Here is a 26,001-nt window from a genome sequence, read left to right as displayed (position 1 = left end):
CTTACTCCTTGATGACGTCAGCGCCCTTGGGGATGTCGAACTGGAACTTGCTGTCCGGCACCGCCTGGTTGGCCTTGACGCCATTGAACAGGATGTTGGTGCGCTGGCCGACGCTGTCGATCAGCTGCATGTCATTGATCAGGCCCCTGCGGAACGACACGCGCAACGAGTCGAACAGGGTGTCCTTGGTCTTGGGCTTCAAGGTGAAGTCCATCACTTCGCCCTGCTCCTTGGAGGTGATGTCGAAGCTCTGGCTGATCTTCGACACATCGCCGGACAGCAGCAGCGCCGGGGTCTGGTTCAGGCGCACGTCGAGCTTCTTGATGGTCGCCTGCTCGAGGTCCGGGTCCCACAGGGTGACGTTCTTGCCGTCGGACACCACTACCTGCTCCTGCGGCGCATCGGTGTGCCAGTAGAACAGGCCCGGGCGCTTGACGGTCATCTTGCCGTTGGTCTCCTGCAAGCTGGTGCCGCCGGCATCCAGGGTCAGCTGGGAGAAATTGGCTTCGATGGTCTGCGACTTTTCCAGCAATTGCGTCAGGCGCTGGACGTCCTGTTCGCCGGCCTGGGCCGACAGGCTGGCCGTAGCCAGGGCAGAAACCAACAGCATGCGAATCGCGCGCATGGAAATCCTCATTGCACAGTGAAGGGGCCGGACGCCGTCAATGGCGCCCGGCAGATTGTTCATCAGTCGCGCGGGCCGCCCGGGGCAATCACTTCCCGCGAGCCGTTGCTGTTCATCGGCGTGACCACGCCGGCCATTTCCATCGACTCGATCATCCGCGCGGCGCGGTTGTAGCCGATCTTGAGCTTGCGCTGCACCGCCGAGATCGACGCCCGGCGGCTTTCCAGCACGAACTGCACGGCTTCGTCGTAGAGCGCGTCGGCTTCCGGGTCGTCGCCATCGCCGCCGCCACCACCGCCACCGTCGAAGCCGCTGCCGGCCTCTTCGACGCCGTTGAGGATGTCATCGTTGTAGTCCGGCGCGCCGCGTAGCTTCCAGGCCTCGACCGTGCGATGCACCTCGTCGTCGGAAACGAACGCGCCATGCACGCGGATCGGCAGGCTGGTGCCCGGCGGCATGTAGAGCATGTCACCGTGGCCGAGCAGCTGTTCGGCGCCGCCCTGGTCGATGATGGTCCGCGAGTCGATCTTGCTCGACACCTGGAACGCCATGCGGGTCGGGATGTTGGCCTTGATCAGGCCGGTGATCACGTCCACCGACGGGCGCTGGGTGGCCAGGATCAGGTGGATACCGGCGGCACGGGCCTTCTGGGCGATACGGGCGATCAGCTCTTCGACCTTCTTGCCGACGATCATCATCATGTCGGCGAATTCGTCGACCACCACCACGATGGTCGGCAGGGTGTTCAGCGCTGGCGGCTCGTCGTCCATGCTCTCGCGACGGTACAGCGGGTCGTGGATGATCTCGCCGGCTTCCTGGGCGTCCTTGATCTTGCGGTTGAAGCCCGCCAGGTTGCGCACGCCCATGGCCGCCATCAGCTTGTAGCGGCGCTCCATCTCGGCGACGCTCCAGCGCAGGGCGTTGGCGGCGTCCTTCATGTCGGTGACCACCGGGCACAGCAGGTGCGGGATGCCTTCGTAGATCGACAGTTCGAGCATCTTCGGGTCGATCATGATCAGCCGCGCGTCTTCCGGGCCCGACTTGAACAGGATCGACAGGATCATCGCGTTCACACCCACCGATTTACCAGAACCGGTGGTACCGGCCACCAGCAGGTGCGGCATCTTGGCCAAGTCGGTGATCACCGGCTTGCCGCCGATGTCGTGACCCAGGGCCAGGGTGACCGGCGACTTGTTCTCGTCGAACTGCGGCGACGACAGCACCTCGGAGAAGCGCACCATCTGGCGGTTCTCGTTGGGGATCTCGATACCCACGGTGGTTTTGCCGGGAATGACCTCGACCACGCGCACGCTGGTCACCGCCAGCGAACGCGCCAGGTCCTTGGCCAGGTTAGCAATGCGGCTGACCTTGACGCCCGCGGCCGGCTGGATCTCGTAGCGGGTGATCACCGGGCCCGGGTGGATCGAGTCGACCGAGACTTCCACCCCGAATTCCTTGAGCTTGATCTCCAGCAACTGGCCGACGCCGGCCAGGGACTCCGGCGAGTACTCGATCTTTTTCTGCTCGGCCGGGTCAAGGATGGAAATCGACGGCAAGGTGCCTTCCACAGCGCTGTCGATGAACAGCGGTGCTTGTTTTTCCTTCATGACCCGCTTGCTCGGTTCCGGCGCCTTGTCCGCGGTTGGCGGGATGATCACCGGGGCGGCAGGCTGCGGGCGAGCTACCACGGTTTCACGCGGCGCGACCGGGCGGGCCGGCGGCTCTTCGCGCATCACCACTGGCTCGGCGCGTTCACGCGGCTGCGGCTTGGCAGGCTCGCGCTTGTCGCCTTTGCCGCCCAGGTCGAAGACCGGGTCGTCGACTTCACGCAGTTGGGCTTCCAGGCGCTTGCGTTCGTTGCGCGCCTCCCACCAGCGGTTGGCGGCGCCCTGCACCAGTTCGAACAGGTCGAGGGTGATCTTGCCGGTGAGGTCCATCACCTTGAACCATGACAGGTCGGTGAACACGGTCAGGCCGAACAGGAACAGGGCGATGAACATCAGCGTGCTGCCCTGCACGTTCAGCAGGTTGCGCGCCAGATCGCCGAGGCTTTCGCCCAGGGCGCCACCGGCGGAAAACGGCATGCTCGCCGGCGGGTGGAAGTGAATATGCGCCAGCGCCGCGCCCGACAGCACCAGGAACACCAGGCCGATCAGGCGCCAGGAGAACAGCCAGCCGCTCCACTGCCAGGGCTGGTGACGCTCGCGAAAGATCTGCCAGGTCTTGATCGCCAGCAGCAGCGGGAAGATATAGGCGAAATAGCCGAGCACCATGAACAGGATGTCGGCGAAGTAGGCCCCGGCGCGGCCGGCGGCGTTCTGCACCTGCTCGGCGTTGCTGGTGTGGCTGAAGCCCGGATCGGCGGTGTCGTAGGTGACCAATGCCATCCACAGGTACAGGCACAGCGCACCGACGGCGATCAGCGCACCTTCCTTCAGGCGGTAGTGCAGCTGTTGCCGCCACAGAGGCACTGGCAAGGGGGCTGGAGTTGCGGTGGATTTCTTCAAAACGCGTCTATTCCTGCGCGTGCTGCGCGTCCAATAGTGATTGGCCGGTCACTGGCCAATGAACCACTACTTTTAACATTACTGCCCGCCAGCCGCCATGGCGGCACGCCGTGTGGGGCGTGAACGGGGGCTACTTTCATATAGATGCAATTTGAGCATGCATTTTCTTTTGTGACAAAGGCTTATGCTGTGTTTTTGCACAGGTGTGACAGCAAAAGCGCCAGATGGTGCCTGGGGCCGCCGAAGCCGGACGCAATTTCTAGACCTGTATGGAAAGCCTGTGGGAGCGGCCTTGTGTCGCGATGGGTTGCGCAGCAGCCCCAACAATTCAGCATAATGCCGCAATCCTGGGGCTGCTGCGCAGCCCATCGCGACGCAAGGCCGCTCCTACAGGGATCGCGCAAGGCGTTGACCTCATTTGCAAGCCACGCCATGCTGCCCTCTCCCCTCCCCCGCCGCTCAAGAACCCCATGCTCACCTGGCTTACCCGCGACTCGCTGACCTTCCCGCCCCTGGAAAAGGCCCTGCACGACCCCAACGGCCTGCTCGCCGCCGGCGGCGACCTGACCCCAGACCGGCTGGTCGCGGCCTATCGCCATGGCTGTTTTCCCTGGTACCAGGACGGCCAGCCGATCCTCTGGTGGTCGCCCGACCCACGCACCGTGTTGTTCCCGGACGAACTGCACGTTTCGCGCTCGCTGGCCAAGCTGATCCGCCAGGGCCGCTACCAGGTGAGCTTCGACAGCGACTTCGCGGCGGTGATCGCCGCCTGCGCCGCGCCACGGGACTATGCCGACGGCACCTGGATCACCGACAACATGCGTGCCGCCTACTGCGAGCTGCACCGCCGCGGCATCGCCCATTCGGTGGAGGTGCGCCGTGACGGCGAGCTGGTCGGCGGCCTGTACGGCCTGGCCATGGGCCGACTGTTCTTCGGTGAATCGATGTTCAGCCGCGCCGACAACGCCTCCAAGGTGGGCTTCGTGACCCTGGTCGACCACCTCAGGCAGGCCGGCTTCGTGCTGATCGACTGCCAGATGCCGACCGAACACCTGCACAGCCTGGGTGCCCGCGCCATCAGCCGGGCCGACTTCGCCAGCCACCTGGCGCGACACCTGGACCAGCCCAGCGGCGCCAGCTGGGTTGCCTAGGCGAGTTCCCGGAGCTGGCTTACACTTAGAGACAACGTCTCACCTAAGGGGTTGATCATGACAGAGCTGGCGCGGTTGAAGTTCTATGCCACTCAACCCCACTCCTGCAGCTACCTGCCGGATGAGCAGGCGACCACGCTGTTTCTCGACCCGAGCCAGCCGATGGATGTGCACGTCTATGCCGACCTGTCGGAAATGGGCTTTCGCCGCAGCGGCGACCACCTCTATCGCCCGCATTGCCAGCAATGCAACGCCTGCGTGCCGGCGCGCATCCCGGCGGCGCGCTTCATTCCCAACCGCCAGCAGCGCCGAATCCTCAAGCGCAACGCCGACCTGACCGTCACTGCCGCCCGCCCGTCCTTCAAGGAAGAGTACTTCGACCTGTACCGGCGCTATATCGAGCAGCGCCACGCCGACGGCGACATGTACCCGCCCAGCCGCGACCAGTTCTCCACCTTTCTGGTCCGCGACCTGCCGTTCTGCTGGTTCTACGAGTTCCGCCTGGAGGGCCGGCTGCTGGCCGTGGCGGTGTGCGACCTGCTGCCCAACGGCCTGTCGGCGGTGTACACCTTCTACGAGCCCGACGAGGAGCGTCGCAGCCTGGGGCGCTATGCCATCCTCTGGCAGATCACCGAGGCCCTGCGCCAGGACCTCGAGGCGGTGTACCTCGGCTACTGGATCAAGAACTGCAAGAAGATGAACTACAAGACCCAGTATCGCCCCATCGAACTGCTGATCAACCAGCGCTGGGTCACCCTCAACTGAAAGGCATTGGCTTGAAACACAAATTTCGGGCATAATCCACGCCACTTTTTTTGCCCGGTGCAGTCGTGCGTCGGGCCATCACTGGATACCGAGGGCTTTACTGCATGTCGAAAGAAGACAGCTTCGAAATGGAAGGCACTGTCGTCGACACCCTGCCCAACACCATGTTCCGCGTGGAGTTGGAAAACGGGCACGTCGTTACCGCGCATATCTCTGGCAAGATGCGCAAGAACTACATCCGTATTCTCACTGGCGACAAGGTCCGCGTTGAACTGACGCCGTACGACCTGAGCAAGGGCCGCATCACCTACCGTGCGCGCTAAGCTCCAGCCATGAAAAAGCCCGGCCAATGTGCCGGGCTTTTTTGTGGGTCCTCATAAAGCGGGGCCGCTGGGCGGCCCCACCCTTACGCGACTTCAGCCGTGGTCTCGTAGTCGAACACCAGCTCGCCATCGCGCAGATCGATGTGCACCACGCCACCGTGCTCGGCCAGCTCGCCGAACAGGATCTCCTCGGCCAGCGGCCGCTTGATCTTGTCCTGGATCAGCCGCGCCATCGGCCGCGCACCCATCTGCACGTCATAGCCCGAGGCCGCCAGCCAGCCGCGGGCGGCGTCGGTGACCTCCAGCAGCACACGCTTGTCTTCCAGCTGCGCCTGCAGTTCGATGAGGAACTTGTCGACGATGCTCTTGATCGTCTCGTGGGACAGGCGGCCGAACTGGATGATGGTGTCGAGGCGGTTGCGGAACTCCGGCGTGAAGCTCTTGCGGATGACCTCCATCGCATCGGACGAGTGGTCCTGGTGGGTGAAGCCGATCGAGGCCCGCGCGGCGGTTTCGGCGCCGGCGTTGGTGGTCATGATCAGGATCACGTTGCGGAAGTCCGCCTTGCGCCCGTTGTTGTCGGTCAGGGTCCCGTGGTCCATCACCTGCAGCAGCAGGTTGAAGACTTCCGGGTGGGCCTTCTCGATCTCGTCGAGCAGCAGCACACAGTGCGGTTGCTTGGTGATGGCCTCGGTCAGCAGACCGCCCTGGTCGAACCCGACATAGCCGGGCGGCGCACCGATCAGACGCGACACGGTGTGCCGCTCCATGTACTCGGACATGTCGAAGCGCACCAGCTCCACGCCCAGGGCCTTGGCCAGCTGACGGGCGGCCTCGGTCTTACCCACGCCAGTGGGGCCGGCGAACAGGAACGAGCCGACCGGCTTGTCCGGCGCCTTGAGGCCGGCACGGGACAGCTTGATGGCGGTGGCCAGCGAGTCGATCGCCGCATCCTGGCCGAACACGGTCAGTTTCAGGTCACGTTCGAGGTTGCGCAGCAGCTCCTTGTCGGAGCTGGTGACGTGCTTCGGCGGAATCCGCGCGATCTTGGCGACGATGTCCTCGACCTGCGGCACGTCGATGCGCTTGACCCGGCTGGCTTCCGGCTGCAGGCGCTGGTAGGCGCCAGCCTCATCGATCACGTCGATGGCCTTGTCCGGCATATGCCGGTCATTGATGTAGCGCGAGGCCAGTTCGGCGGCGGCGCGCAGGGCCTCGTCGCTGTACTCGATGTTGTGGTGGCTCTCGAAACGGCCCTTGAGCCCGCGCAGGATGCCCACGGTGTCCTCCACCGACGGCTCGGTGACGTCGACCTTCTGGAAGCGCCGCGCCAGGGCGCGATCCTTCTCGAAGATGCCGCGAAATTCCTGGAAGGTGGTGGAGCCGATGCAACGGATCTCACCGGACGACAGCAGCGGCTTGAGCAGGTTGGATGCATCCATCACGCCACCGGAGGCCGCGCCGGCACCGATGATGGTGTGGATCTCGTCGATGAACAGGATCGCCTGCGGGCGCTTGCGCAGCTCGCCGAGCAGCGCCTTGAAGCGCTTCTCGAAGTCGCCGCGGTACTTGGTACCGGCCAGCAGCGCGCCGAGGTCGAGGGAGTAGACCACGCTCTGCGCCAGCAGGTCGGGGACCTGGCCGTCGACGATGCGCTTGGCCAGGCCTTCGGCGATGGCAGTCTTGCCCACGCCAGCCTCGCCGACCAGCAGCGGGTTGTTCTTGCGCCGACGGGCGAGGATCTGCGCCACGCGCTCAACCTCCTGCTCGCGCCCGACCAGCGGGTCGATGCGCCCGGCCCGGGCCAGTTCGTTCAGGTTGCTGGCATAGGCGTCCAGCGGGTTGCTGGAAGACGACGCTTCGCCGCCCTCCTCGTCCTGCATATCCTGCTCGCTTTCGTTGTGCGAACCGTGGCCCGGCACCTTGCTGATGCCATGGGCGATGTAGTTGACGACGTCGATGCGCGCCACGCTCTGCTGCTTGAGCAGAAACACCGCCTGGCTTTCCTGTTCGCTGAAGATCGCCACCAACACGTTGGCGCCGGTCACTTCGCGCTTGCCGGAGCTCTGCACGTGGAACACGGCACGCTGCAGCACACGCTGGAAGCCCAGGGTCGGTTGCGTCTCGCGGTCCTCGTCATGCACGGGGATCAGCGGGGTGGTCGAATCGATGAACTCCTGCAGGTCGTGCTTGAGTTTGTCGAGATTGGCGCCACAGGCGCGCAGAACGGTCGCGGCAGCCTCATTGTCAAGGAGTGCCAGCAGCAGATGTTCGACGGTCATGAACTCATGACGCTTCGAACGAGCCTCCTTGAAGGCCAGATTGAGGGTGACTTCGAGCTCGCGGTTTAACATAGCTTCACCTCATACCCAAGTGGTCGGCGATTAACCGTCCTTCTCGATTTCACAGAGTAGCGGATGCTGGCTTTCCCTGGCGTATTGGTTGACCTGCATGGCCTTTGTCTCGGCGATGTCACGGGTAAACAATCCGCATACTGCCCGCCCTTCGGTATGGACGGTCAGCATGATCTTCGTTGCCAGCTCGCGGTTCAGATTGAAGAACGTCTCGAGCACTTCGACGACGAAATCCATTGGCGTGTAGTCATCGTTGAACAAAACCACCTTGTACATCGGTGGCGCCTGCAGGATTGGCTTGGCCTCCTGGACGGCAAGGCCCGCGCCATCGTCCTCATGCCCGTCCTCATGCGACTGGGGGCGATCCTGATTGAATGTTAGTCGAATCTCACTGAGTACATGCATGGAAAGAATTTCATCATGATCGACAGGTTAACGTTGTGGGTTGACCGCGCAGGCCACTCCCGGCGCGGGCGCCGGCTGACCTTGACTATCGGCAAAACGGTGTTACAACCAATAAGAACCCACCGTGGTCGATAAAGATCCGCGCAGTCAACCAGATTTTCTCGCAAGGTTCGTATGCGGATGAAGTGGATGATACTCCAGTGATGGAGTCCTTTGCAGAGGGACATAGGGATGGCAAGCGGTAAAGTCAAGTGGTTCAACAATGCCAAGGGCTACGGATTCATCAACGAGGACGGCAAGACCGATGATCTGTTCGCCCACTATTCAGCGATCCAGATGGACGGTTACAAGACGCTGAAAGCCGGCCAGGCCGTGAACTTCGAGATCATCCAGGGCCCCAAAGGGCTGCACGCGACCGACATCAGAAGCGCCACCAGCAACGTCCAGGCCAGCGCGACAAACCCGGGCAATACCGTCGAAGTCTGATCCCTGTCCTGTCAGCCGGTAAACGAAAAAACCGGTCGCCCCTTTAATAAAAGAGGCGACCGGTTTTTTGCTCCACTTACATGTGCTTGATCAGCGCCTCACCGAACCCCGAGCTACTCACCAGCGTCGCGCCCTCCATCAGGCGCTCGAAGTCGTAGGTCACGGTCTTGGCCGCGATGGCGCCATTGGTGCCCTTGATGATCAGGTCGGCCGCCTCGGTCCAGCCCATGTGCCGCAGCATCATCTCGGCCGAGAGGATCACCGAGCCCGGGTTGACCTGGTCCTTGCCGGCGTACTTCGGCGCGGTACCGTGGGTGGCCTCGAACATGGCCACGGTGTCCGACAGGTTGGCGCCCGGCGCGATGCCGATACCGCCCACTTCCGCCGCCAGGGCGTCGGACAGGTAGTCGCCGTTGAGGTTGAGGGTGGCGATCACATCGTACTCGGCCGGACGCAGGAGGATCTGCTGGAGCATGGCGTCGGCGATGGCATCCTTGACGATCACCTCGCGACCGGTCTTCGGATTCCTGAACTTCATCCACGGGCCGCCATCGAGCAGCTCGGCGCCGAACTCGTCGCACGCCACCTCGTAGCCCCAGTCCTTGAAGGCCCCTTCGGTGAACTTCATGATGTTGCCCTTGTGCACCAGGGTCAGCGACTTGCGGTCGTTGTCCACCACATACTGCAGGGCCTTGCGCACCAGGCGCTTGGTGCCCTCCTTCGAGACCGGCTTGACGCCGATGCCGCAGTCCTGGTCGAAGCGGATCTTGGTGACGCCCATTTCCTCCTTGAGGAACTTGATCACCTTGTTCGCCTCGGGCGAACCGGCCTTCCACTCGATGCCGGCATAGATGTCCTCGGAGTTCTCGCGGAAGATCACCATATCAACGTCACCCGGCTTTTTCACCGGGCTTGGCACGCCCTGGAACCAGACCACCGGGCGCAGGCACACATAAAGGTCGAGCTGCTGGCGCAGGGCCACGTTGAGCGAGCGAATGCCGCCGCCGACCGGGGTGGTCAGCGGCCCCTTGATCGACACCACATAGTCGCGCACCGCATCCAGGGTTTCCTGGGGCAGCCAGGTGTCCTGGTCGTAGACCTGGGTGGCCTTCTCGCCGGCGTACACCTCCATCCAGGCGATCTTGCGCTTGCCGCCGTAGGCTTTCTGCACGGCGGCGTCGACCACCTTGATCATCACCGGCGAGACGTCCACGCCAATGCCGTCGCCTTCGATGTAGGGAATGATGGGGTTGTCGGGAACATTGAGCGAATGGTCTGCATTGACGGTGATCTTGGCACCATCAGACGGAACCTTGATTTTCTGGTATCCCATGCTGCACTACTCCGCTTTTCCTGGTGTGATTGGAAATCGTGCGATCCACTGAGCCTAAACCACATCTGCCGACCTGCAAGCTCGCTGCCACGACAGCCGAAAAAGGACTGGAAAATCCCCCTGGCAGCCTGCGGCAACACGCCACATTGCTCCTACGTCTTTGGTCTTATAAACGCGCTGATACCACTTCGCCTTGCTGAATAGCCCAAAGGGTTTGATATACTCCGGCGCGACCATAGGGTCATCGGGGCGAACCCTAGGAAAATGCGGCTCGCCCTTGGTCATGAATGACCGCAAAGCCTGGGTTGTTACCGCGGCCCAGCACTTGACGCTCGACTGATGCATCCACCATCACCGCTCGCAGCCTCTCGACTTTCCGCTCATGGCGTCGCCAGGGCGAAGCGCCTACCCTGCGCACCTCGAGACTCGAGTACGCTCAGCACATAGAGAGTTAACCCGCATGCCCACCCGTTCCAAGATCATCTACACCTTCACCGACGAAGCCCCCGCCCTCGCCACCTACTCGCTGCTGCCGATCGTCGAGGCCTTCACCGCTTCGGCCGATATCGCCGTCGAAACCCGCGACATCTCCCTGGCCGGCCGTATCCTCGCCGCCTTCCCGGAGCAACTGGGCGCCGAGAAGCAGGTAGGCGATCACCTGGCGGAACTGGGCCAACTGGCTACCACCCCGGAAGCCAACATCATCAAGCTGCCGAACATCTCCGCCTCGGTTCCACAGCTGAAGGCCGCGATCAAGGAGCTGCAAGCCAAGGGCTTCAACATCCCTGACTACGCCGACGAGCCGGCCAGCGCCGAGGAAAAAGAATCCCGCGCCCGCTACGACCGCATCAAGGGCAGCGCCGTGAACCCGGTCCTGCGCGAAGGTAACTCCGACCGCCGCGCCCCGCTGTCGGTCAAGAACTACGCCCGCAAGCACCCGCACAAGATGGGCGCCTGGGCCGCCGACTCCAAGTCGCACGTTGCCCACATGACCCAGGGCGACTTCTACGGCAGCGAAAAAGCCGCGCTGATCGAGGCTGACGACAGCCTGCGCATCGAGCTGGTCGGCAAGGACGGCGCCACCACCGTTCTGAAAGAAAAAACCGCCGTCAAGGCCGCCGAAGTCATCGACTGCGCCACCCTGAGCCGCAAGGCCCTGAAAGCCTTCATCGCCGAGCAGATCGCCGATGCCAAGGCCTCCGGCGTGCTGCTGTCGGTGCACCTGAAAGCCACCATGATGAAGGTCTCCGACCCGATCATGTTCGGCGTGATCGTCGAAGAGTTCTACAACGACGTGCTGGCCAAGCACGCAGCAGCACTCGGCCAGGTGGGCTTCAACGCCAACAACGGCATCGGCGACCTGTACGCCCGCATCAAGGATCTGCCTGCTGAAAAGCAAGCCGAGATCGAAGCCGACATCCAGGCCCTGTACGCCGTTCGCCCGGCCCTGGCCATGGTCAACTCGGACAAGGGCATCACCAACCTGCACGTACCGAGCGACGTCATCGTCGACGCCTCGATGCCTGCGATGATCCGCGACTCGGGCAAGATGTGGAACACCGCCGGTGAACTGCAGGACGCCAAGGCGATCATCCCGGACCGCTGCTACGCCGGCATCTACCAGGCCACCATCGAAGACTGCAAGGCCAACGGCGCCTTCGACCCGACCACCATGGGCAGCGTGCCAAACGTCGGCCTGATGGCGCAGAAAGCCGAAGAGTACGGCTCCCACGACAAGACCTTCCAGATCAAGGCCGACGGCATCGTGCGCGTGGTCGATGGCAAGGGCAAGGTCGTGCTGGAGCAGAACGTCGAAGCTGGTGACATCTTCCGCATGTGCCAGACCAAGGACGCGCCGATCCAGGACTGGGTCAAGCTGGCCGTCAACCGCGCCCGCCTGAGCAACACCCCGGCGGTGTTCTGGCTGGACCCGGCCCGCGCCCACGACGGCGTGATGATCGAGAAGGTGCAACAGTACCTGAAGGATCACGACACCTCCGGCCTGGACATCCGCATCCTGGCCCCGGTCGACGCCATCAAGTTCTCCCTGGCCCGCATCCGCGAAGGCAAGGACACCATCTCGGTGACCGGCAACGTGCTGCGCGACTACCTGACCGACCTGTTCCCGATCATGGAGCTGGGCACCAGCGCCAAGATGCTGTCGATCGTGCCGCTGATGAACGGCGGTGGCCTGTTCGAGACCGGCGCCGGCGGTTCGGCACCGAAGCACGTGCAGCAACTGGTCGAAGAGAACTTCCTGCGCTGGGACTCGCTGGGTGAGTTCCTGGCCCTGGCCGCTTCCCTGGAGCACCTGGGCAACACCTACGACAACCCGCGCGCCAAGGTCCTGGCCAACACCCTGGACCAGGCCACCGGCAAGTTCCTCGACACCAACAAGTCGCCTTCGCGCAAGGTCGGCGGTATCGACAACCGTGGCAGCCACTTCTACCTGACCCTGTACTGGGCAGAAGCGCTGGCCGCCCAGAGCGACGACGCCGCCCTGCAGGCGCGCTTCGCCCCGCTGGCCAAGACCCTGAGCGAGAACGAAGCGACCATCGTCGCCGAGCTCAACGCCGTCCAGGGCAAGCCGGCCGACATCGGTGGCTACTACGCCCCGGATGCCGAGCTGACCGCCAAGGTGATGCGCCCGAGCCAGACCCTGAACAGCGCCATCGCCGCACTGTAAGGTTCGCTTGACGTAACAGCACAAACCCCGGCCACGCACCGGGGTTTGTGCTTTCTGCAGCGCAGAAACGGTCCCTTGTAGGAGCGGCCTTGTGCCGCGAATGGGCCGCAAGGCGGCCCCGGCAATGTTTGTTGCGAAGCTGAAAATCCGGGGCCGCTTCGCAGCCCATTCGCGGCACAAGGCCGCTCCTACAAGGCCCGCGCCTACCATAGGAATCGCACATGACCTGGCAACCCCACATCACCGTCGCCACCATCGTCGAACACGACGGCAAATTCCTCTTCGTCGAGGAGTTCAAGGCCGGCCAGCACGTATTCAACCAGCCCGCCGGCCACCTCGAAGCCAACGAAACCATCGCCCAGGCCGCCCTGCGCGAAACCCTCGAGGAAACCGCCTGGGAAGTCGAACTCACCGGTGTGGTCGGCATCTACCTCTATACCGCCCCGAGCAACGGCGTCACCTACCAGCGCATCTGCTTCGCCGCCCGCCCGCTGCGCCATCACCAGGACCTGGCGCTGGACAGCGACATCGTCCGCGCCGTGTGGCTGACCCGCGACGAGCTGCTGGCCGAGCCGTCGCGCTGGCGCAGCGAGCTGGTACCGCGCTGCCTCGACGATTACCTGGCAGGCCCACTGCACAGCCTCGAGCTGCTGCGCGACTGACGCCAGCCCGCGGGTTTGATAGAATCGGCGTTTTTCCCCTCTGATACACACCGGTAGCCATGACCAGCCCAGCACTCAAAGACCCCGCCAAGACCCGCGTCATCGTCGGCATGTCCGGCGGCGTGGACTCTTCCGTCTCCGCCCTTCTGCTCATCGAGCAGGGCTACCAGGTGGAAGGTCTGTTCATGAAGAACTGGGAAGAGGACGACGGCACCGAATACTGCACCGCCCGCGAAGACCTGGCCGACGCCCAGGCCGTGTGCGACCGCATCGGCATCAAGCTGCACACCGCCAACTTCGCCGCCGAATACTGGGACAACGTGTTCGAGCACTTCCTCGAAGAGTACAAGGCAGGCCGCACGCCCAACCCGGACATCCTCTGCAACCGCGAGATCAAGTTCAAGGCGTTCCTCGACTACGCCCTGTCCCTGGGCGCCGACCTGATCGCCACCGGCCACTACGTGCGCCGCCGCGACACAGGCGAGCTGACCGAGCTGCTCAAGGGCCTGGACCCGAACAAGGACCAGAGCTACTTCCTGCACGCCGTGGGCGGCAAGGAAATCGCCCGTACCCTGTTCCCGGTCGGCGAACTGGAAAAGCCCGAGGTACGGGCCATCGCCGAAAAACACGGCCTGGCCACCGCCAAGAAGAAGGACTCCACCGGCATCTGCTTCATCGGTGAGCGCCGCTTCAGCGATTTTCTCAAGCAGTACCTGCCGGCCCAGCCCGGCGAGATCCAGACCACCGAGGGTGAAGTGATCGGCCAGCACCATGGTCTGATGTACCACACCATCGGCCAGCGCCAGGGCCTGGGCATCGGCGGCCTGAAGGACGCCGGCGACGAGCCGTGGTACGTGCTGGAAAAAGACCTCGCACGCAACGTACTGGTGGTCGGCCAGGGCAACGAGCACCCGTGGCTGTTCTCCCGCGCCCTGCTGGCTTCGGAGATCTTCTGGGTCAACCCGGTCGACCTGTCCAGCCCACGCCGCCTGACCGCCAAGGTGCGCTACCGCCAGGGCGACCAGCAGTGCACCCTGGAACGCACCGAGAGCGGCTACCGCGCCGTGTTCGACGAGCCGCAGCGCGCCGTCACCCCGGGCCAGTCGGTGGTGTTCTATGACGGCGAGGTATGCCTGGGCGGCGGCGTGATCGAGATCGCCGAGCCGTGGAGCCCGCGTCGATGAACAACCTTCAGGAGCAGTTGGTCGCCCTGGGCGGCGTGTTCCAGGCCGCGGTGCTGGTCGACCGCATTGCCCGTACCGGCCAGGCCAGCGAAGCCAACATCGGTTGCATGCTCGGCAGTCTGCTGGTGCGCGACCCGAAGGACACCCTGGAGGTGTTCGGCGGCGACGACCTCAACCTGCGCGACGGCTACCGCGCGCTGGTCGGCGCCCTGGAGCGCGACCCCAGCAGCCTGCAGCGCGAACCGCTGCGCTACGCCCTGTCGATGCTGGGCCTGGAGCGCCAGCTGAACAAGCGTGGCGACATGCTCGACACCATCGGCAACCGCCTGCCGCAGATCCAGTCCCAGGCCGAGCATTTCGGCCTGGTTCACGAAAACGTCATCGCTTCCAGCGGAGCCTTGTACCAGGACACCCTGAGCACCCTGCGCCAGCGCATCCAGGTGCACGGCGACATGCGTTTCCTGCAGCAGGCCAGCAACGCCTCGAAGATCCGCGCCCTGCTGCTGGCCGGCATCCGCGCCGCGCGCCTGTGGCGCCAGCTGGGCGGACACCGCTGGCAGCTGGTGTTCAGCCGCCGCAAGTTGCTCAATGAACTGTACGGGATGATGCGTACCAACGATTGACGCAGTACCTGTAGGAGCGGCCTTGTGTCACGAAAGGGCCGCAGCGCGGCCCCAGGATCTCGAGCCTGACTCAAGATTGCCGGGACTGCTGCGCAGCCCTTTCGCGACACAAGGCCGCTCCTACAGGGGATCGCAACATTTTTGATAGGCCCGACCTTTGGTCAGCCACCCGACTCGGGCGCGATTTTCATGTATGATATGCGCCCTTCCAAAAGCCTGACTGTCCGAGAACACCCCATGCAGCTCTCCTCGCTCACTGCGGTTTCCCCTGTAGACGGCCGTTATGCCGGCAAAACCCAGGCCCTGCGCCCCATCTTCAGCGAATTCGGCCTGATCCGTTTCCGCGCCCTGGTCGAAGTACGCTGGCTGCAGCGCCTGGCCGCCCACCCGCAGATCGGCGAAGTGCCGGCGTTCTCCGCCGAAGCCAACGCCGTGCTGGACAGCCTGGCCACCGATTTCAAGCTCGAGCACGCCGAACGCGTCAAGGAAATCGAGCGCACCACCAACCACGACGTCAAGGCCATCGAGTACCTGCTCAAAGAGCAAGCGGCTCAACTGCCTGAGCTGGCCAAGGTCAGCGAGTTCATCCACTTCGCCTGCACCAGCGAGGACATCAACAACCTGTCCCACGCCCTGATGCTGCGCGCCGGCCGTGACGACGTGCTGCTGCCGCTGATGCGCCAGATCGCCGAATCCATCCGCGCCCTGGCCCACGCCCACGCCGACGTGCCGATGCTGTCGCGCACCCACGGTCAGCCGGCCTCGCCGACCACCCTGGGCAAAGAGCTGGCCAACGTCGTCTACCGCCTGGAGCGCCAGATCGCCCAGGTGGCCGCCGTGCCGCTGCTGGGCAAGATCAACGGCGCCGTGGGCAACTACAACGCCCACCTGTCGGCCTACTCGCAGATCGACTGGGAAGCCAACGCCCGCGCCTTTATCGAGGACGAGCTGGGCCTGGTGTTCAACCCCTACACCACCCAGATCGAGCCGCACGACTACATCGCCGAGCTGTTCGACGCCATCGCCCGCTTCAACACCATCCTCATCGACTTCGACCGTGACGTCTGGGGCTACATCTCGCTGGGCTACTTCAAGCAGAAGACCGTCGCCGGCGAAATCGGCTCCTCGACCATGCCGCACAAGGTCAACCCGATCGACTTCGAGAACTCCGAAGGCAACCTGGGGATCGCCAACGCGCTGTTCCAGCACCTGGCCAGCAAGCTGCCGATCTCGCGCTGGCAGCGCGACCTGACCGACTCCACCGTGCTGCGCAACCTGGGCGTGGGCTTCGCCCACAGCGTCATCGCCTACGAAGCCAGCCTCAAAGGCATCGGCAAGCTGGAAGTCAACGCCGCCCGCATCGCCGCCGACCTGGACGCTTGCTGGGAAGTCCTGGCCGAGCCGATCCAGACCGTGATGCGCCGCTTCAACATCGAGAACCCCTACGAGAAGCTCAAGGAGCTGACCCGTGGCAAGGGCATCACCCCTGAAGCGCTGCTGACCTTCATCGACGGCCTGGACATGCCGGCCGAAGCCAAGGCCGAGCTCAAGCAACTGACTCCTGCCACCTACATCGGCAACGCGGTAGCCCAGGCCAAACGCATCTGACCTGCGCTCCGCGCTTAACGCCCGGCCTAGCCGGGCGTTTTTATTCCCGTACGAAAACTAAGTTTTTTCAATAGGTTGAACATGAATTCTGATACTCCACTGCAACTGTTGGGCGGCCTCACGGCCCGTGAATTCCTGCGCGACTACTGGCAGAAGAAGCCGCTGCTGGTGCGCCAGGCCTTCCCCGACTTCGTCAGCCCCATCGACGCCGACGAGCTGGCCGGCCTGGCCCTGGAAGAAGAAGTCGAGTCGCGCCTGGTGCTCGAGCACGGCGAGCGCCCGTGGGAGCTGCGCCGCGGCCCGTTTGCCGAGGACGCTTTCGCCGACCTGCCCGAGCGCGACTGGACCCTGCTGGTGCAGGCGGTTGACCAGTTCGTGCCGGAAGTCGCCGAGCTGCTCGAAGAGTTCCGCTTCCTGCCGAGCTGGCGCATCGACGATGTGATGATCAGCTATGCGGCGCCCGGCGGCAGCGTCGGCCCGCACTTCGACAACTACGACGTGTTCCTGCTGCAGGGCGACGGCACGCGCAACTGGAAAGTCGGGCAGATGTGCAACAGCGACAGCGCACTGATCGACCACGCCGACCTGCGCATCCTGGCCGACTTCGAGCAGAGCGAGGAATGGACCCTGGAGCCGGGCGACATGCTCTACCTGCCGCCGCGCCTAGCCCACTACGGCGTTGCCGAGAGCGAGTGCCTGACCTACTCGGTGGGCTTCCGTGCCCCGAGCGCCGCCGAAGTGCTGACCCATTTCACCGATTTCCTCGGCCAGTTCCTGCCCGATGAAGAGCGCTACAGCGACGCCGACGCCCAGCCGGTCAGCGACCCGCACCAGATCCAGCACGATGCCCTCGACCGCCTCAAGGCGCTGATCGACAAGCACATGGCCGACAAGGACCTGCTGCTGACCTGGTTCGGCCAGTTCATGACTGAGCCGCGTTATCCCGAGCAGGTTGTCGGCGAGGAGCTGAGCGAGCAGGAGCTGCTCGACTACCTCGGCCAGGGCGCCATCCTGATCCGCAACCCGAGCGCGCGCCTGGCCTGGTCGGAGTTCGGCGACGACCTGCTGCTGTTCGCCAGCGGTCGCAGCTGCCCGCTGCCGGGCAAACTGCGTGAACTGCTGAAGCTGATCTGCTCCGCCGACGCCCTGCACAGCGAAAACCTTGGGCAGTGGCTGGAGGACGAAGACGGCCTGATGCTGGTACAACAGCTGGTCATGCAAGGCAGCCTGGGATTCGCCGATGAATAAGATCAGTGTTCGACTGGCCGATTGGCACAAGGACAACGCCGACATCCACCGCATCCGCAGTGCCGTGTTCGTCGCCGAGCAGCACGTGCCGCCGGAGCTGGAATTCGACGCAGAAGACCCGACCGCCGTGCACTTCCTGGCCATGGAGGGCGACTACCCGATCGGTACCGCCCGCCTGCTGCCCGACGGCACCATCGGCCGGGTCTCGGTGCTCAAGGACTGGCGCGGCCTGAACGTGGGCGACGCGCTGATGCGCGCGGTGATCATCGAGGCGCAGAACCGCGACCTCAAGCAGCAGATGCTCAGCGCCCAGGTACACGCCACGCCGTTCTACGAGCGCCTGGGGTTCCGCGTGGTCAGCGAGGAGTTCCTCGAGGCCGGCATCCCGCATGTGGACATGGTTCGCGACTCGCGCTGAGTCATCAGATTGGCGGCCTGCTCCTTGTAGGAGCGGCCTTGTGTCGCGAAAGGGCCGCAAGGCGGCCCCGGCAATCTTTGCGTCAACGCTGAGATCCCGGGGCTGCTACGCAGCCCTTTCGCGACACAAGGCCGCTCCCACAGGGGGACAGCGCAGCCCAAAAGGCTAGACGATCTCCTACAGGCTCGCGAAGTGCCTTCAGGCAATCACAATCTGCCCATCCCCCACCCCCTGGGCCGAGATCCCCACCAGCGTCACGCTGTCCCCACCGAACTTCAGTACCAGGTCGTCGCCAACCTGGCTGGCATGGGCACGCCAGTCCGGCGCCGCCGTACCGCCGTCCACGCCAATGAACACCAACCGGTCCTGCCCGGTGAAGTCCAGCACCCGGTCCTGGCCAAAATGCTCGCTGAACAGGAAGGTGTCGCGCCCGCCGCCGCCAATGAGCACATCGTTGCCCGCGCCGCCAACCAGCACGTCATTGCCAGCGCCGCCCTGCAGCCGATCATCACCGCCCAGGCCGAACAACCACTGGCCCTGGTCGCCCGCCACCAGCTGGTCGCCGGCCTGGGTGCCGTTGAGCGAGGATGCGTAGGGCGTGACCTTGCCGCTCTCGAACAGACCCTGCGCCGCGACCCCGTGGCTGACCTCCTTGCTGAAGATCAGCAGGCTCGACTCCTTGCTCACCAGGTTCTCGACATTGCGCACCAGGCTGATGCCGCCCTGGGCATCGCGCACGTACAACGTGCCCTCGCCGTCCCGGGCGATGCTCAGGTTGGCCAGGGCGTCCTGCAGCTTCAGGCTGTCATGGCCGGCACCGCCGTCGATCAGGTTGAAGCCGCCGTCGTCGCGGAAGGTGTCGTTGCCGGCGCGGCCTTCGAGGTAGTCATTGCCGCGCCCGCCGTGGATCAGGTCATTCTGGTCGGAGCCGATGATGAAGGTGCTGCCCTTGTGCGGCTCGGCATTGCGGTTGAGGTCCTCGACCCAGGTCGAGCCACGGGTGACATCGGACAGGTTGCTGACCACGATGGTCGAGTCGCGGCTGGTCCATTGATAGAACGACGACCCCAGCACCCGACCAAGGCCATCGGCGTAGGCCGTCGGCAGGTGCGACAGCCAGGTGGCGATGTTGCCGATGGAGAACGGCAGCAGGTTCCAGGCGTCGGAGGCGTAGTGGTCGTTGAAGTTGACAATGTTGTTGGTGGCCGAGGCCTTGGCGCCGTCGTGCACGCCCAGGGTGCCCCAGGTCGCCGAGGTGCCGTCGAGCACGCGGAACACCGGGTCGTTTTCGTAGCCGATATTGAGCACCTTGCTGGCATCGGCGGCCTGGGTCGGCGAGGCGAAGGCGACGTAGCGCGCATCCTGGTAGAAGCCGCCCCAGCGCGAGCCGCTGAGATCGGCCAGGCTGTTGACCGCCAGGCCACCGAGGCTGTGACCGCTGACGGTGACATCGGCGCCGCTCAGGCCGTTGGCCTTGGCGAAGGCCGCCACATCGGCGAGCAGTTGCCCGAATGCGTTACCGGCGTAGTCACGGGCATAGCCGGCCGGGCCGATCGCCGCCAGCAGGTCGTTGATGGCATCACCAATGGTGTCACCCAGCAGGTTCTCACGCGGGCCGCTGGTGCCGCGGAAGGCGATGCCGATACCGCTGAGCTGGCCGGCGGCGTCATAGCGGCCGAGGATTTCCACCTGCGCCGAGGTGTAGCCCGGCGCTTCGCCGTGGAAGGTGCCACGGCCGTCGGTCTTGCCCTGGTAGCCCAGCTGCGCCGCGCTGATCGGCGTCCAGCCGGCGGCCTTGACCTGGGCCAGGGCGCGGGCTTCGGAATCGGGGTTCCAGGGGATGCCGGGGATCACGCCCTGGCTGTCGGTGCCGCCGATCAGCGCCTTGATCAGGGTGGCCGGCAGGCCCAGGCCAAAGCCGTGCTTCTGGTAGCCGGCGCTGAAGCCATCGTCGATGCCGTGGTAGGCATAGGTGGCCAGGGCCATGGCATCTTTATAGAGCGAGGAGGAGGCAGTGCTGTCGAGCTGTCGGTAATCGAAAACGGGCATTGGTTTACATCCCTGTTGTTCTTGTAGGAAGGACACCCCAGCGACATCGTCCAGTGACACGACTGGCGGGCGAAAGGCAAAGCTGGCACGCATTTGCCGAATCGTCCAACCCCAAGGGGTGACTACCCTGCCAAACATGCGGGCGAAAAACCTGTACATGCATACAGATAAAGCTTGCCTGCAAGCCCTGGCTTGCGCATCCTAGTGCCCATCTTCCGTGATCAAGCGTTTCGGCCATGCGCCTCTTCCTCTGCGAAAAACCCTCCCAGGCAAAAGACATCGCCAAGGTCCTCGGCGCCCAGCGTCGTGGCGACGGCTGCTGGCAAGGAACCGATGTCTGCGTGACCTGGTGCATCGGCCACCTGCTCGAGACCGCCCCGCCGGACAGCTACGACGAGCGCTACAAGCGCTGGACCCTCGAGGACCTGCCGATCATCCCGGAAAAGTGGAAGATGACCGTCAAGCCCAAGACCGCCAGCCAGTACAAGGCAGTCAAGCGCCTGCTCGGCGAGGCCCGCGAACTGGTGATCGCCACCGACGCCGACCGCGAGGGCGAGATGATCGCCCGTGAACTGGTCGAGCACTGCCGCTACCGGGGGCCGATCCAGCGCCTGTGGCTGTCAGCACTGGACGACGCCTCGATCCGCAAGGCGCTGGGTCGTCTGCTGCCGGGGCAGGAGACCTTCAGCCTGTACCATTCGGCCCTTGGCCGCTCGCGCGCCGACTGGCTGATCGGCATGAACATGAGCCGCCTGTTCACCCTGCTCGGCCGCCAGTCCGGCTACCAGGGCGTGCTGCCGGTGGGTCGGGTGCAGACACCGACGCTGCGCCTGGTGGTGGACCGTGACCGCAGCATCGCCGACTTCGTGCCGGTGCCCTTCTGGGCCATCGAGGTGCAGCTGGAAAGCGCCAGCAGCGTGTTCAACGCCCAGTGGCGCGCACCGGAGGACGCCTGCGACGACCAGGGCCGTTGCCTTAAGCAGGACCTGGCCCGGCAGGCGGCCGCCGACATGCAGGCGGCCGCCAGCGCCCGGGTGCGCAAGATCGCCACCGAACGCGTACGCGAGTCGGCGCCCCTGCCCTTCGACCTCGGCACCCTGCAGGAGGTGTGCTCGAAGAAGCTCGGCCTCGGCGCCCAGGAGACCCTGGACATCGCCCAGGCCCTGTACGAAACCCACAAACTCATCACCTACCCGCGCAGCGACAGCGGCTACCTGCCCCTCAGCCAGCACGGCGAGGCCGCAGGTATCCTCGCCGCCCTGCAGCACGCCGATGACAGCCTCGCGCCGCTGCGGCCGCACCTGGACCCGGGCCGGCGCTCGCGCGCATGGAACGACCAGAAGGTCAGCGCCCACCACGGCATCATCCCTACCGCCGCCGCCAGCGACCCGTCGCGCCTGCCGCCCAAGTACAAGGCCGTGTATACCCTGATCCGCGCCCGCTACCTGGCGCAGTTCCTGCCCAACCACGAGTACGATCGTACCGAGGCCGAGTTCGATTGCGCCGGCCATGCGCTGCGGGCAGTGGGCAAGCAGATCGTCGAGCTGGGCTGGCGCCGGGCGCTGCCCGAGGCACTGACCCCAGCCAAGGGCCGCGAGGCGCCACCGGCCCAGGTGCTGCCGGCGCTACGCGAAGGCCAGGACTGCGCAGTGCGGGACCTGCAACTGAAGGACCTGTGGACCCAACCACCCAAGCCCTTCACCGAAGGCGATCTGATCAAGGCGATGAAAAACGTCGCCAAGCTGGTCGATGACCCTCGGCTGAAACAGAAGCTCAAGGAAACCACCGGCATCGGCACCGAGGCCACCCGCGCCAGCATCATCCAGGGCCTGCTCGATCGTGGCTATCTGATCAAGAACGGCAAGGCCCTGTCGGCCACGCCCGCCGCCTTCAGTCTGATCGACGCCGTGCCCCGGGCCATTGCCGACCCCGGTACCACGGCGATCTGGGAACAGGCGCTGGACATGGTGCAGAGCGGCGAAATGAGCCTGGACGAGTTCGTCACCCGCCAGTCGGCCTGGATGGGCAAGCTGGTGCAACGCTGCAGCGGCCTGCGCCTGACCATCAGCGGGCCGGCAGCGGGCAAGTCGGCGGCGCCGTGGAAGAAGAAGCGCAAGGGTGCCGCCAAGGGCAAGACAGCAGCCGGCAAGCCCCGGCAGCCGCGGCGCAAGGCAGCGACCTAGCGCGCTCCGATCGCGGGGCAAGCCCGCTCCCACGCCTGTTCGTATTCGACGCGTGGGAGCGGGCTTGCCCCGCGATGGTGCCATCTACTGGCGTAATGAAAATCCTCTGCTATTTTTTCATGAAAATAATCAGAAGAAATTTCACGAGGCCCCGGCATGTTCAAGCAATCCGCCCAGCACGTCGCCAGCTACTACGCCCGCACCTACCCCGCCACCATCCCCCTGCGCCCCACGCTGCAGGGCACCCACGACACCGACATCCTGATCGTCGGTGCCGGCTTCAGCGGTCTGCACACCGCCCTGCGCCTGACACTGGCCGGCCAGCGCGTGACCCTGCTGGAAGCCAGCCGGGTGGCCTGGGCCGCCTCGGGCCGCAACGGTGGCCAGGCACTGCTGGGCTGGTCGTGCGACATGCCCCCGCTGGAGCGGGCCCTGGGCCTGGAGCGCAGCCGACGCCTGTGGGACAGCATGTGCTGGGCCGCCCGCGAGCTGCGCGAACTGCCCCAGCGCCATGGCTTCGACGTCGACTATCGCCTGGGCAGCCTGTGGACCGCCGTACTGCCACGCCGGGTAAAACTGCTGGAGGAGGCCCGACGCGAAGCACAGGAGAAGTTCGACTACGACTGCCTGCGCCTGATCGGCCGCGACGAACTGCCCGAGTGGATCGACAGCCCCCGCTACCAGGCCGCGCTGTACGACCCCAATGGCGCCCACCTCAACCCACTGAAGCTGGCCCAGGGCCTGGCCGGCGTGATCGAGGCGAACGGCGGGCGGATCTTCGAGCAAAGCCAGGTGCTCGACTACCACGAACACGCCGACGGCTTCGTTACCCGCACCCAACAGGGCGAAGTACGCAGCCGCGTATTGGTGCTGGCCTGCAATGCCTATATCGACCGCCTCGACCGCACGCTCTCGCGCCGCCTGCTGCCGGTGGGCTCCTACCAGGTGGCCACGGCGCCGCTGGACGCCGAGTTCGCCGCCTCGCTGCTGCCGCGCAACAGCTGCGTGATCGACAACCAGTTCGTTCCCGACTATTTCCGCCTGACGCCCGACCATCGCCTGCTGTTCGGTGGCGGCTGCACCTACCTGGGCGGCATCCCCAAGGACATCGCCAGCGCCACACGGCCCTATCTGGAGCGAGTGTTTCCGCAGTTGCGTGGGGTGGCCATCGAGCATGCCTGGGGCGGCCATATCGATTGCAGCATCCAGCGCACCCCGGATATCGGCCGTCAGGGCCAACGCTACTGGCTGCAAGGGTTCTCCGGCCACGGCGTGCTGCCGACCCTGGCTGGCGCACGCGCCGTCAGTGATGCGATCCTGGGTGACGACGACCTGCTCGCGCTTTACCAGGGCATCGACAATGGCCGCTTTCCCGGCGGCGACCTCCTGGCCGCGCCGCTGGAAGCGGCCGCCAAGGCCTGGTACAGGATGCGCGACCATGTCTGAGCCGATCGACGACAACCAGGGCCTGGCGCGGCTGGTGCGCGACCTGCGCAAGCACCGCGGGCTGACCCTGGACGAGCTGGCCGGGCGGGTCAAGCGCTCGCTGGGCTTTCTCTCGCAAGTCGAGCGCGGCCTGTCGCGTCCCACGGTGGCCGACCTCACTGCCATCAGCGAGGCGCTGCAGGTTCCCACCACCTACTTCTACCAGGCCGTGCCGCCCCGGGCGCTCGACTGGGTCACCCGCCCCGGCGAGCGGCGCACCCTGTACTACGCCGCCGGGGTCACCGACGTGCTGGTCTCGCCGACCCTCACCGGCCGCTTCGCCATGCTCGAAAGCCACCTGGCGCCCGGCGCCAGCAGCGGCGAAGGGCATCTGGACGACAGCTCGGAACAGGGTGGCTTCGTCCTTGAGGGCGAGCTGACCCTGTGGCTCGAAGGCCAGGAAGGTGCCGTCACCCTGTACCCCAACGACAGCTTCCAGCTGCCGCCCCACAGCCAGTTCCGCTACGCCAACCTGACCGCCCGAACGACCCGGGTTCTCTGGGTCTTCCGTTGAGAGCATGCCAATGACAAGTACAACAGGCTTCCCCGATCTGCTCAGCGAAGTACGCGCCTTCCGCGCCCGATACCCAGAAGTGCACTACGTCGACCTGATCAGCCTGGACATCCCCGGGCACTTCTACGGCAAGCGCTACCCCATCGACATGCTGGAAAAGGTGGCCGCCGGCAGCCCGCTCAAGCTGCCGCAGAACTGCGTGCTGCTCGGCGTGCAGGGCGGGCTGTTTCCCATCGGCGACTATTGCTTCAACGACGGCGACCCGGACGCCCCGCGCCGCCTGGTGCCCGGCACGCTGAAGCCGGTGACCTGGGAGCGCGAACCGCTGGGGCAGATGCTGATCACCTCGGACGGCACCGCGGCGCCCATCGAGTTCGAGCCCCGCGAGGTGCTGGCCCGCGTCCTGCAACGCCTCGAAAGTCGCGGCATCCGCCCGGTGGTGGCGTTCGAACTTGAGTTCTACCTGTTCGACCGGGCGTTGAAAGAGGGCCTGCCGCAGTTCCCCCACGACCCGGCCAGTGGCGACGCCGACGACCAGCCGAACATGCATATCGAGCGCCTGTCGCGGTTTTCCGATGTACTGCGCGAGATGGTCGAGACCGCCAACGCCCAGGGAGTGGACGCCAATGTCATCACCGCCGAGCTGGGCCCAGGCCAGTTCGAGATCAATTTCGCTCACTGCGACGACGGCCTGCGCGCCGCCGACTGGGCGGCGCTGTTCTGTCGCAGCACCCGGGGCGTGGCGCTCAAGCATGGGCTGCGCGCTTCGTTCATGAGCAAGCCCTACCTGCATGCGCCGGGCAGCGGCATGCATGTGCACGTCAGCCTCTACGACCCGGCCGGCAACAACCTGCTCGCCGCCGACGCCCAGCGCCCGCTGCGCCACGCCGTGGCCGGCTGCCTGGCGCTGCTGCCGCACTGCATGCCGGTGTTCGCCGCCAACCACAACGCGTTTCGCCGCTACGGCGCCATGGTCAATGCCGCCAGCCGCGCGAGCTGGGGCTTCGAGGATCGCGACGCGTGCATCCGCATCCCCGAGTCGGATGCGCGCAACCTGCGGATCGAGCATCGGCTGGCCGGGGCGGACGCCAATCCGTACCTGGTGCTGGCGGCGATACTCTGCGGCATGGAGCATGGGCTGGATGCCGCGCAGGAGCCGATCGCGCCGCTGAACGAGGATCGAGGAAGCGGGATCGACTTCCCCAAGGACATGCTCGGCGCGGTGGCGGCGATGCGCGGGCATCCGGCCGTCAACGAAGGGTTGGGCGCGGAATTCGTGATGGTCTATTGCGAGAACAAGCGCCAGGACCACCTGGCGTTTCTGCAGGAGGTCAGTGCGCGGGAATATCGCTGGTTCCTTTGACATCAATCGCGGGGCAAGCCCGCTCCCAC

General features: G+C 65.0%; 21 protein-coding genes. 15 read left to right on the top strand and 6 right to left on the bottom strand.

What is annotated here, in order from left to right; genetic code table 11:
- Nucleotide 1: 1 nt before the first annotated feature.
- Nucleotides 2-625 (bottom strand): outer membrane lipoprotein chaperone LolA, encoded by a 624-nt coding sequence (gene lolA / locus V0R62_RS14215; protein WP_028692385.1) that lies wholly within the window; start codon nucleotides 623-625, stop codon nucleotides 2-4.
- A gap of 62 nt (nucleotides 626-687) precedes the next feature.
- On the bottom strand, nucleotides 688-3,132 hold the full coding sequence (locus tag V0R62_RS14210) for a DNA translocase FtsK (protein WP_330104173.1): 2,445 nt from the start codon (nucleotides 3,130-3,132) through the stop codon (nucleotides 688-690).
- A gap of 470 nt (nucleotides 3,133-3,602) precedes the next feature.
- Between V0R62_RS14210 and aat the strand changes: the two genes are divergently transcribed.
- The 3 genes from aat to infA all read left to right on the top strand — a co-directional run bounded on the left by aat (nucleotide 3,603) and on the right by infA (nucleotide 5,371).
- On the top strand, nucleotides 3,603-4,283 hold the full coding sequence (aat, locus tag V0R62_RS14205; RefSeq protein WP_330104172.1) for a leucyl/phenylalanyl-tRNA--protein transferase: 681 nt from the start codon (nucleotides 3,603-3,605) through the stop codon (nucleotides 4,281-4,283).
- A 57-nt stretch (nucleotides 4,284-4,340) separates the two neighbouring features.
- On the top strand, nucleotides 4,341-5,048 hold the full coding sequence (locus V0R62_RS14200) for an arginyltransferase (protein ID WP_028692388.1): 708 nt from the start codon (nucleotides 4,341-4,343) through the stop codon (nucleotides 5,046-5,048).
- Between the two features lie 104 nt (nucleotides 5,049-5,152).
- Nucleotides 5,153-5,371, top strand: a complete 219-nt coding sequence (infA, locus tag V0R62_RS14195; protein ID WP_002553999.1) for a translation initiation factor IF-1 — start codon at nucleotides 5,153-5,155, stop codon at nucleotides 5,369-5,371.
- Nucleotides 5,372-5,454: 83 nt separating this feature from the next.
- Here infA and clpA read toward each other — a convergent pair whose 3' ends face one another.
- Together clpA and clpS are read right to left on the bottom strand one after the other, a co-directional pair.
- Nucleotides 5,455-7,725 carry an ATP-dependent Clp protease ATP-binding subunit ClpA gene (gene clpA / locus V0R62_RS14190; RefSeq protein ID WP_069017326.1) on the bottom strand — a complete coding sequence of 757 codons (2,271 nt, stop codon included), beginning with the start codon at nucleotides 7,723-7,725 and terminating at the stop codon, nucleotides 5,455-5,457.
- 30 nt (nucleotides 7,726-7,755) lie between these two features.
- On the bottom strand, nucleotides 7,756-8,130 hold the full coding sequence (clpS, locus tag V0R62_RS14185; RefSeq protein WP_023630410.1) for an ATP-dependent Clp protease adapter ClpS: 375 nt from the start codon (nucleotides 8,128-8,130) through the stop codon (nucleotides 7,756-7,758).
- Nucleotides 8,131-8,361: 231 nt separating this feature from the next.
- Here clpS and cspD point away from each other — a divergent pair, with 231 nt between their 5' ends.
- The gene (gene cspD, locus V0R62_RS14180; RefSeq protein ID WP_062573543.1) at nucleotides 8,362-8,616 is read left to right on the top strand and encodes a cold shock domain-containing protein CspD; all 255 of its coding nucleotides are present in this window, start codon (nucleotides 8,362-8,364) and stop codon (nucleotides 8,614-8,616) included.
- 76 nt (nucleotides 8,617-8,692) lie between these two features.
- Here cspD and icd read toward each other — a convergent pair whose 3' ends face one another.
- Nucleotides 8,693-9,949 carry an NADP-dependent isocitrate dehydrogenase gene (icd, locus tag V0R62_RS14175; RefSeq protein WP_330104171.1) on the bottom strand — a complete coding sequence of 419 codons (1,257 nt, stop codon included), beginning with the start codon at nucleotides 9,947-9,949 and terminating at the stop codon, nucleotides 8,693-8,695.
- Nucleotides 9,950-10,409: 460 nt separating this feature from the next.
- Between icd and V0R62_RS14170 the strand changes: the two genes are divergently transcribed.
- The 7 genes from V0R62_RS14170 (at nucleotide 10,410) to V0R62_RS14140 (ending at nucleotide 18,378) form a co-directional block, all read left to right on the top strand.
- Nucleotides 10,410-12,635, top strand: coding sequence for an NADP-dependent isocitrate dehydrogenase (locus tag V0R62_RS14170; protein WP_330104170.1), 2,226 nt, complete (start codon nucleotides 10,410-10,412; stop codon nucleotides 12,633-12,635).
- 221 nt (nucleotides 12,636-12,856) lie between these two features.
- Nucleotides 12,857-13,297 (top strand): NUDIX hydrolase, encoded by a 441-nt coding sequence (locus V0R62_RS14165; RefSeq protein ID WP_186735342.1) that lies wholly within the window; start codon nucleotides 12,857-12,859, stop codon nucleotides 13,295-13,297.
- Nucleotides 13,298-13,356: 59 nt separating this feature from the next.
- Nucleotides 13,357-14,481 carry a tRNA 2-thiouridine(34) synthase MnmA gene (gene mnmA, locus V0R62_RS14160; RefSeq protein WP_330104169.1) on the top strand — a complete coding sequence of 375 codons (1,125 nt, stop codon included), beginning with the start codon at nucleotides 13,357-13,359 and terminating at the stop codon, nucleotides 14,479-14,481.
- Entirely contained in the window at nucleotides 14,478-15,104 is a 627-nt protein-coding gene (gene hflD, locus V0R62_RS14155; protein WP_028692396.1) for a high frequency lysogenization protein HflD, read from the top strand. Before mnmA ends, hflD begins: the two co-directional genes overlap by 4 nt.
- 237 nt (nucleotides 15,105-15,341) lie before the next feature.
- Nucleotides 15,342-16,712 carry an adenylosuccinate lyase gene (gene purB, locus V0R62_RS14150; RefSeq protein WP_062359667.1) on the top strand — a complete coding sequence of 457 codons (1,371 nt, stop codon included), beginning with the start codon at nucleotides 15,342-15,344 and terminating at the stop codon, nucleotides 16,710-16,712.
- A gap of 81 nt (nucleotides 16,713-16,793) precedes the next feature.
- Complete coding sequence (locus V0R62_RS14145; protein WP_050706369.1) at nucleotides 16,794-17,960, top strand: ribosomal protein uL16 3-hydroxylase; 1,167 nt, start codon at nucleotides 16,794-16,796, stop codon at nucleotides 17,958-17,960.
- Nucleotides 17,953-18,378, top strand: a complete 426-nt coding sequence (locus tag V0R62_RS14140; RefSeq protein WP_330104168.1) for a GNAT family N-acetyltransferase — start codon at nucleotides 17,953-17,955, stop codon at nucleotides 18,376-18,378. The genes V0R62_RS14145 and V0R62_RS14140 overlap by 8 nt, the downstream gene beginning before the upstream one ends.
- Before the next feature lie 198 nt (nucleotides 18,379-18,576).
- On the opposite strand, the gene V0R62_RS14135 is transcribed toward V0R62_RS14140, so the two are convergent.
- Nucleotides 18,577-20,427 (bottom strand): polyurethane esterase, encoded by a 1,851-nt coding sequence (locus tag V0R62_RS14135; RefSeq protein WP_330104167.1) that lies wholly within the window; start codon nucleotides 20,425-20,427, stop codon nucleotides 18,577-18,579.
- Nucleotides 20,428-20,663: 236 nt separating this feature from the next.
- On the opposite strand from V0R62_RS14135, the gene V0R62_RS14130 reads away from it, so the two are divergent.
- From V0R62_RS14130 to V0R62_RS14115, 4 genes are all read left to right on the top strand, one after another.
- Complete coding sequence (locus V0R62_RS14130) at nucleotides 20,664-22,610, top strand: DNA topoisomerase III (protein WP_330104166.1); 1,947 nt, start codon at nucleotides 20,664-20,666, stop codon at nucleotides 22,608-22,610.
- A gap of 156 nt (nucleotides 22,611-22,766) precedes the next feature.
- Nucleotides 22,767-24,056, top strand: a complete 1,290-nt coding sequence (locus V0R62_RS14125; RefSeq protein ID WP_330104165.1) for an NAD(P)/FAD-dependent oxidoreductase — start codon at nucleotides 22,767-22,769, stop codon at nucleotides 24,054-24,056.
- Nucleotides 24,049-24,609 (top strand): helix-turn-helix domain-containing protein, encoded by a 561-nt coding sequence (locus tag V0R62_RS14120; RefSeq protein ID WP_330104164.1) that lies wholly within the window; start codon nucleotides 24,049-24,051, stop codon nucleotides 24,607-24,609. Before V0R62_RS14125 ends, V0R62_RS14120 begins: the two co-directional genes overlap by 8 nt.
- Before the next feature lie 10 nt (nucleotides 24,610-24,619).
- On the top strand, nucleotides 24,620-25,972 hold the full coding sequence (locus V0R62_RS14115; RefSeq protein WP_330104163.1) for a glutamine synthetase family protein: 1,353 nt from the start codon (nucleotides 24,620-24,622) through the stop codon (nucleotides 25,970-25,972).
- Nucleotides 25,973-26,001 lie beyond the last annotated feature (29 nt).

Origin of the sequence: Pseudomonas carassii, from assembly GCF_036324045.1 — a bacterium.
GTDB lineage: Bacteria > Pseudomonadota > Gammaproteobacteria > Pseudomonadales > Pseudomonadaceae > Aquipseudomonas > Aquipseudomonas peradeniyensis.
The sequence above is the reverse complement of the archived record's forward strand: the minus strand, read 5'-3'. Positions and strand labels throughout refer to the sequence as shown.

What these genes read in the sequence shown, in the direction of transcription:
- lolA (WP_028692385.1), bottom strand. Translation starts at nt 625, where the DNA reads ATGCGCGCGATTCGCATGCTGTTGGTTTCTGCCCTGGCTACGGCCAGC.
- aat (WP_330104172.1), top strand. Translation starts at nt 3,603, where the DNA reads ATGCTCACCTGGCTTACCCGCGACTCGCTGACCTTCCCGCCCCTGGAA.
- V0R62_RS14200 (WP_028692388.1), top strand. Translation starts at nt 4,341, where the DNA reads ATGACAGAGCTGGCGCGGTTGAAGTTCTATGCCACTCAACCCCACTCC.
- infA (WP_002553999.1), top strand. Translation starts at nt 5,153, where the DNA reads ATGTCGAAAGAAGACAGCTTCGAAATGGAAGGCACTGTCGTCGACACC.
- clpA (WP_069017326.1), bottom strand. Translation starts at nt 7,725, where the DNA reads ATGTTAAACCGCGAGCTCGAAGTCACCCTCAATCTGGCCTTCAAGGAG.
- clpS (WP_023630410.1), bottom strand. Translation starts at nt 8,130, where the DNA reads ATGCATGTACTCAGTGAGATTCGACTAACATTCAATCAGGATCGCCCC.
- cspD (WP_062573543.1), top strand. Translation starts at nt 8,362, where the DNA reads ATGGCAAGCGGTAAAGTCAAGTGGTTCAACAATGCCAAGGGCTACGGA.
- icd (WP_330104171.1), bottom strand. Translation starts at nt 9,949, where the DNA reads ATGGGATACCAGAAAATCAAGGTTCCGTCTGATGGTGCCAAGATCACC.
- V0R62_RS14170 (WP_330104170.1), top strand. Translation starts at nt 10,410, where the DNA reads ATGCCCACCCGTTCCAAGATCATCTACACCTTCACCGACGAAGCCCCC.
- V0R62_RS14165 (WP_186735342.1), top strand. Translation starts at nt 12,857, where the DNA reads ATGACCTGGCAACCCCACATCACCGTCGCCACCATCGTCGAACACGAC.
- mnmA (WP_330104169.1), top strand. Translation starts at nt 13,357, where the DNA reads ATGACCAGCCCAGCACTCAAAGACCCCGCCAAGACCCGCGTCATCGTC.
- hflD (WP_028692396.1), top strand. Translation starts at nt 14,478, where the DNA reads ATGAACAACCTTCAGGAGCAGTTGGTCGCCCTGGGCGGCGTGTTCCAG.
- purB (WP_062359667.1), top strand. Translation starts at nt 15,342, where the DNA reads ATGCAGCTCTCCTCGCTCACTGCGGTTTCCCCTGTAGACGGCCGTTAT.
- V0R62_RS14145 (WP_050706369.1), top strand. Translation starts at nt 16,794, where the DNA reads ATGAATTCTGATACTCCACTGCAACTGTTGGGCGGCCTCACGGCCCGT.
- V0R62_RS14140 (WP_330104168.1), top strand. Translation starts at nt 17,953, where the DNA reads ATGAATAAGATCAGTGTTCGACTGGCCGATTGGCACAAGGACAACGCC.
- V0R62_RS14135 (WP_330104167.1), bottom strand. Translation starts at nt 20,427, where the DNA reads ATGCCCGTTTTCGATTACCGACAGCTCGACAGCACTGCCTCCTCCTCG.
- V0R62_RS14130 (WP_330104166.1), top strand. Translation starts at nt 20,664, where the DNA reads ATGCGCCTCTTCCTCTGCGAAAAACCCTCCCAGGCAAAAGACATCGCC.
- V0R62_RS14125 (WP_330104165.1), top strand. Translation starts at nt 22,767, where the DNA reads ATGTTCAAGCAATCCGCCCAGCACGTCGCCAGCTACTACGCCCGCACC.
- V0R62_RS14120 (WP_330104164.1), top strand. Translation starts at nt 24,049, where the DNA reads ATGTCTGAGCCGATCGACGACAACCAGGGCCTGGCGCGGCTGGTGCGC.
- V0R62_RS14115 (WP_330104163.1), top strand. Translation starts at nt 24,620, where the DNA reads ATGACAAGTACAACAGGCTTCCCCGATCTGCTCAGCGAAGTACGCGCC.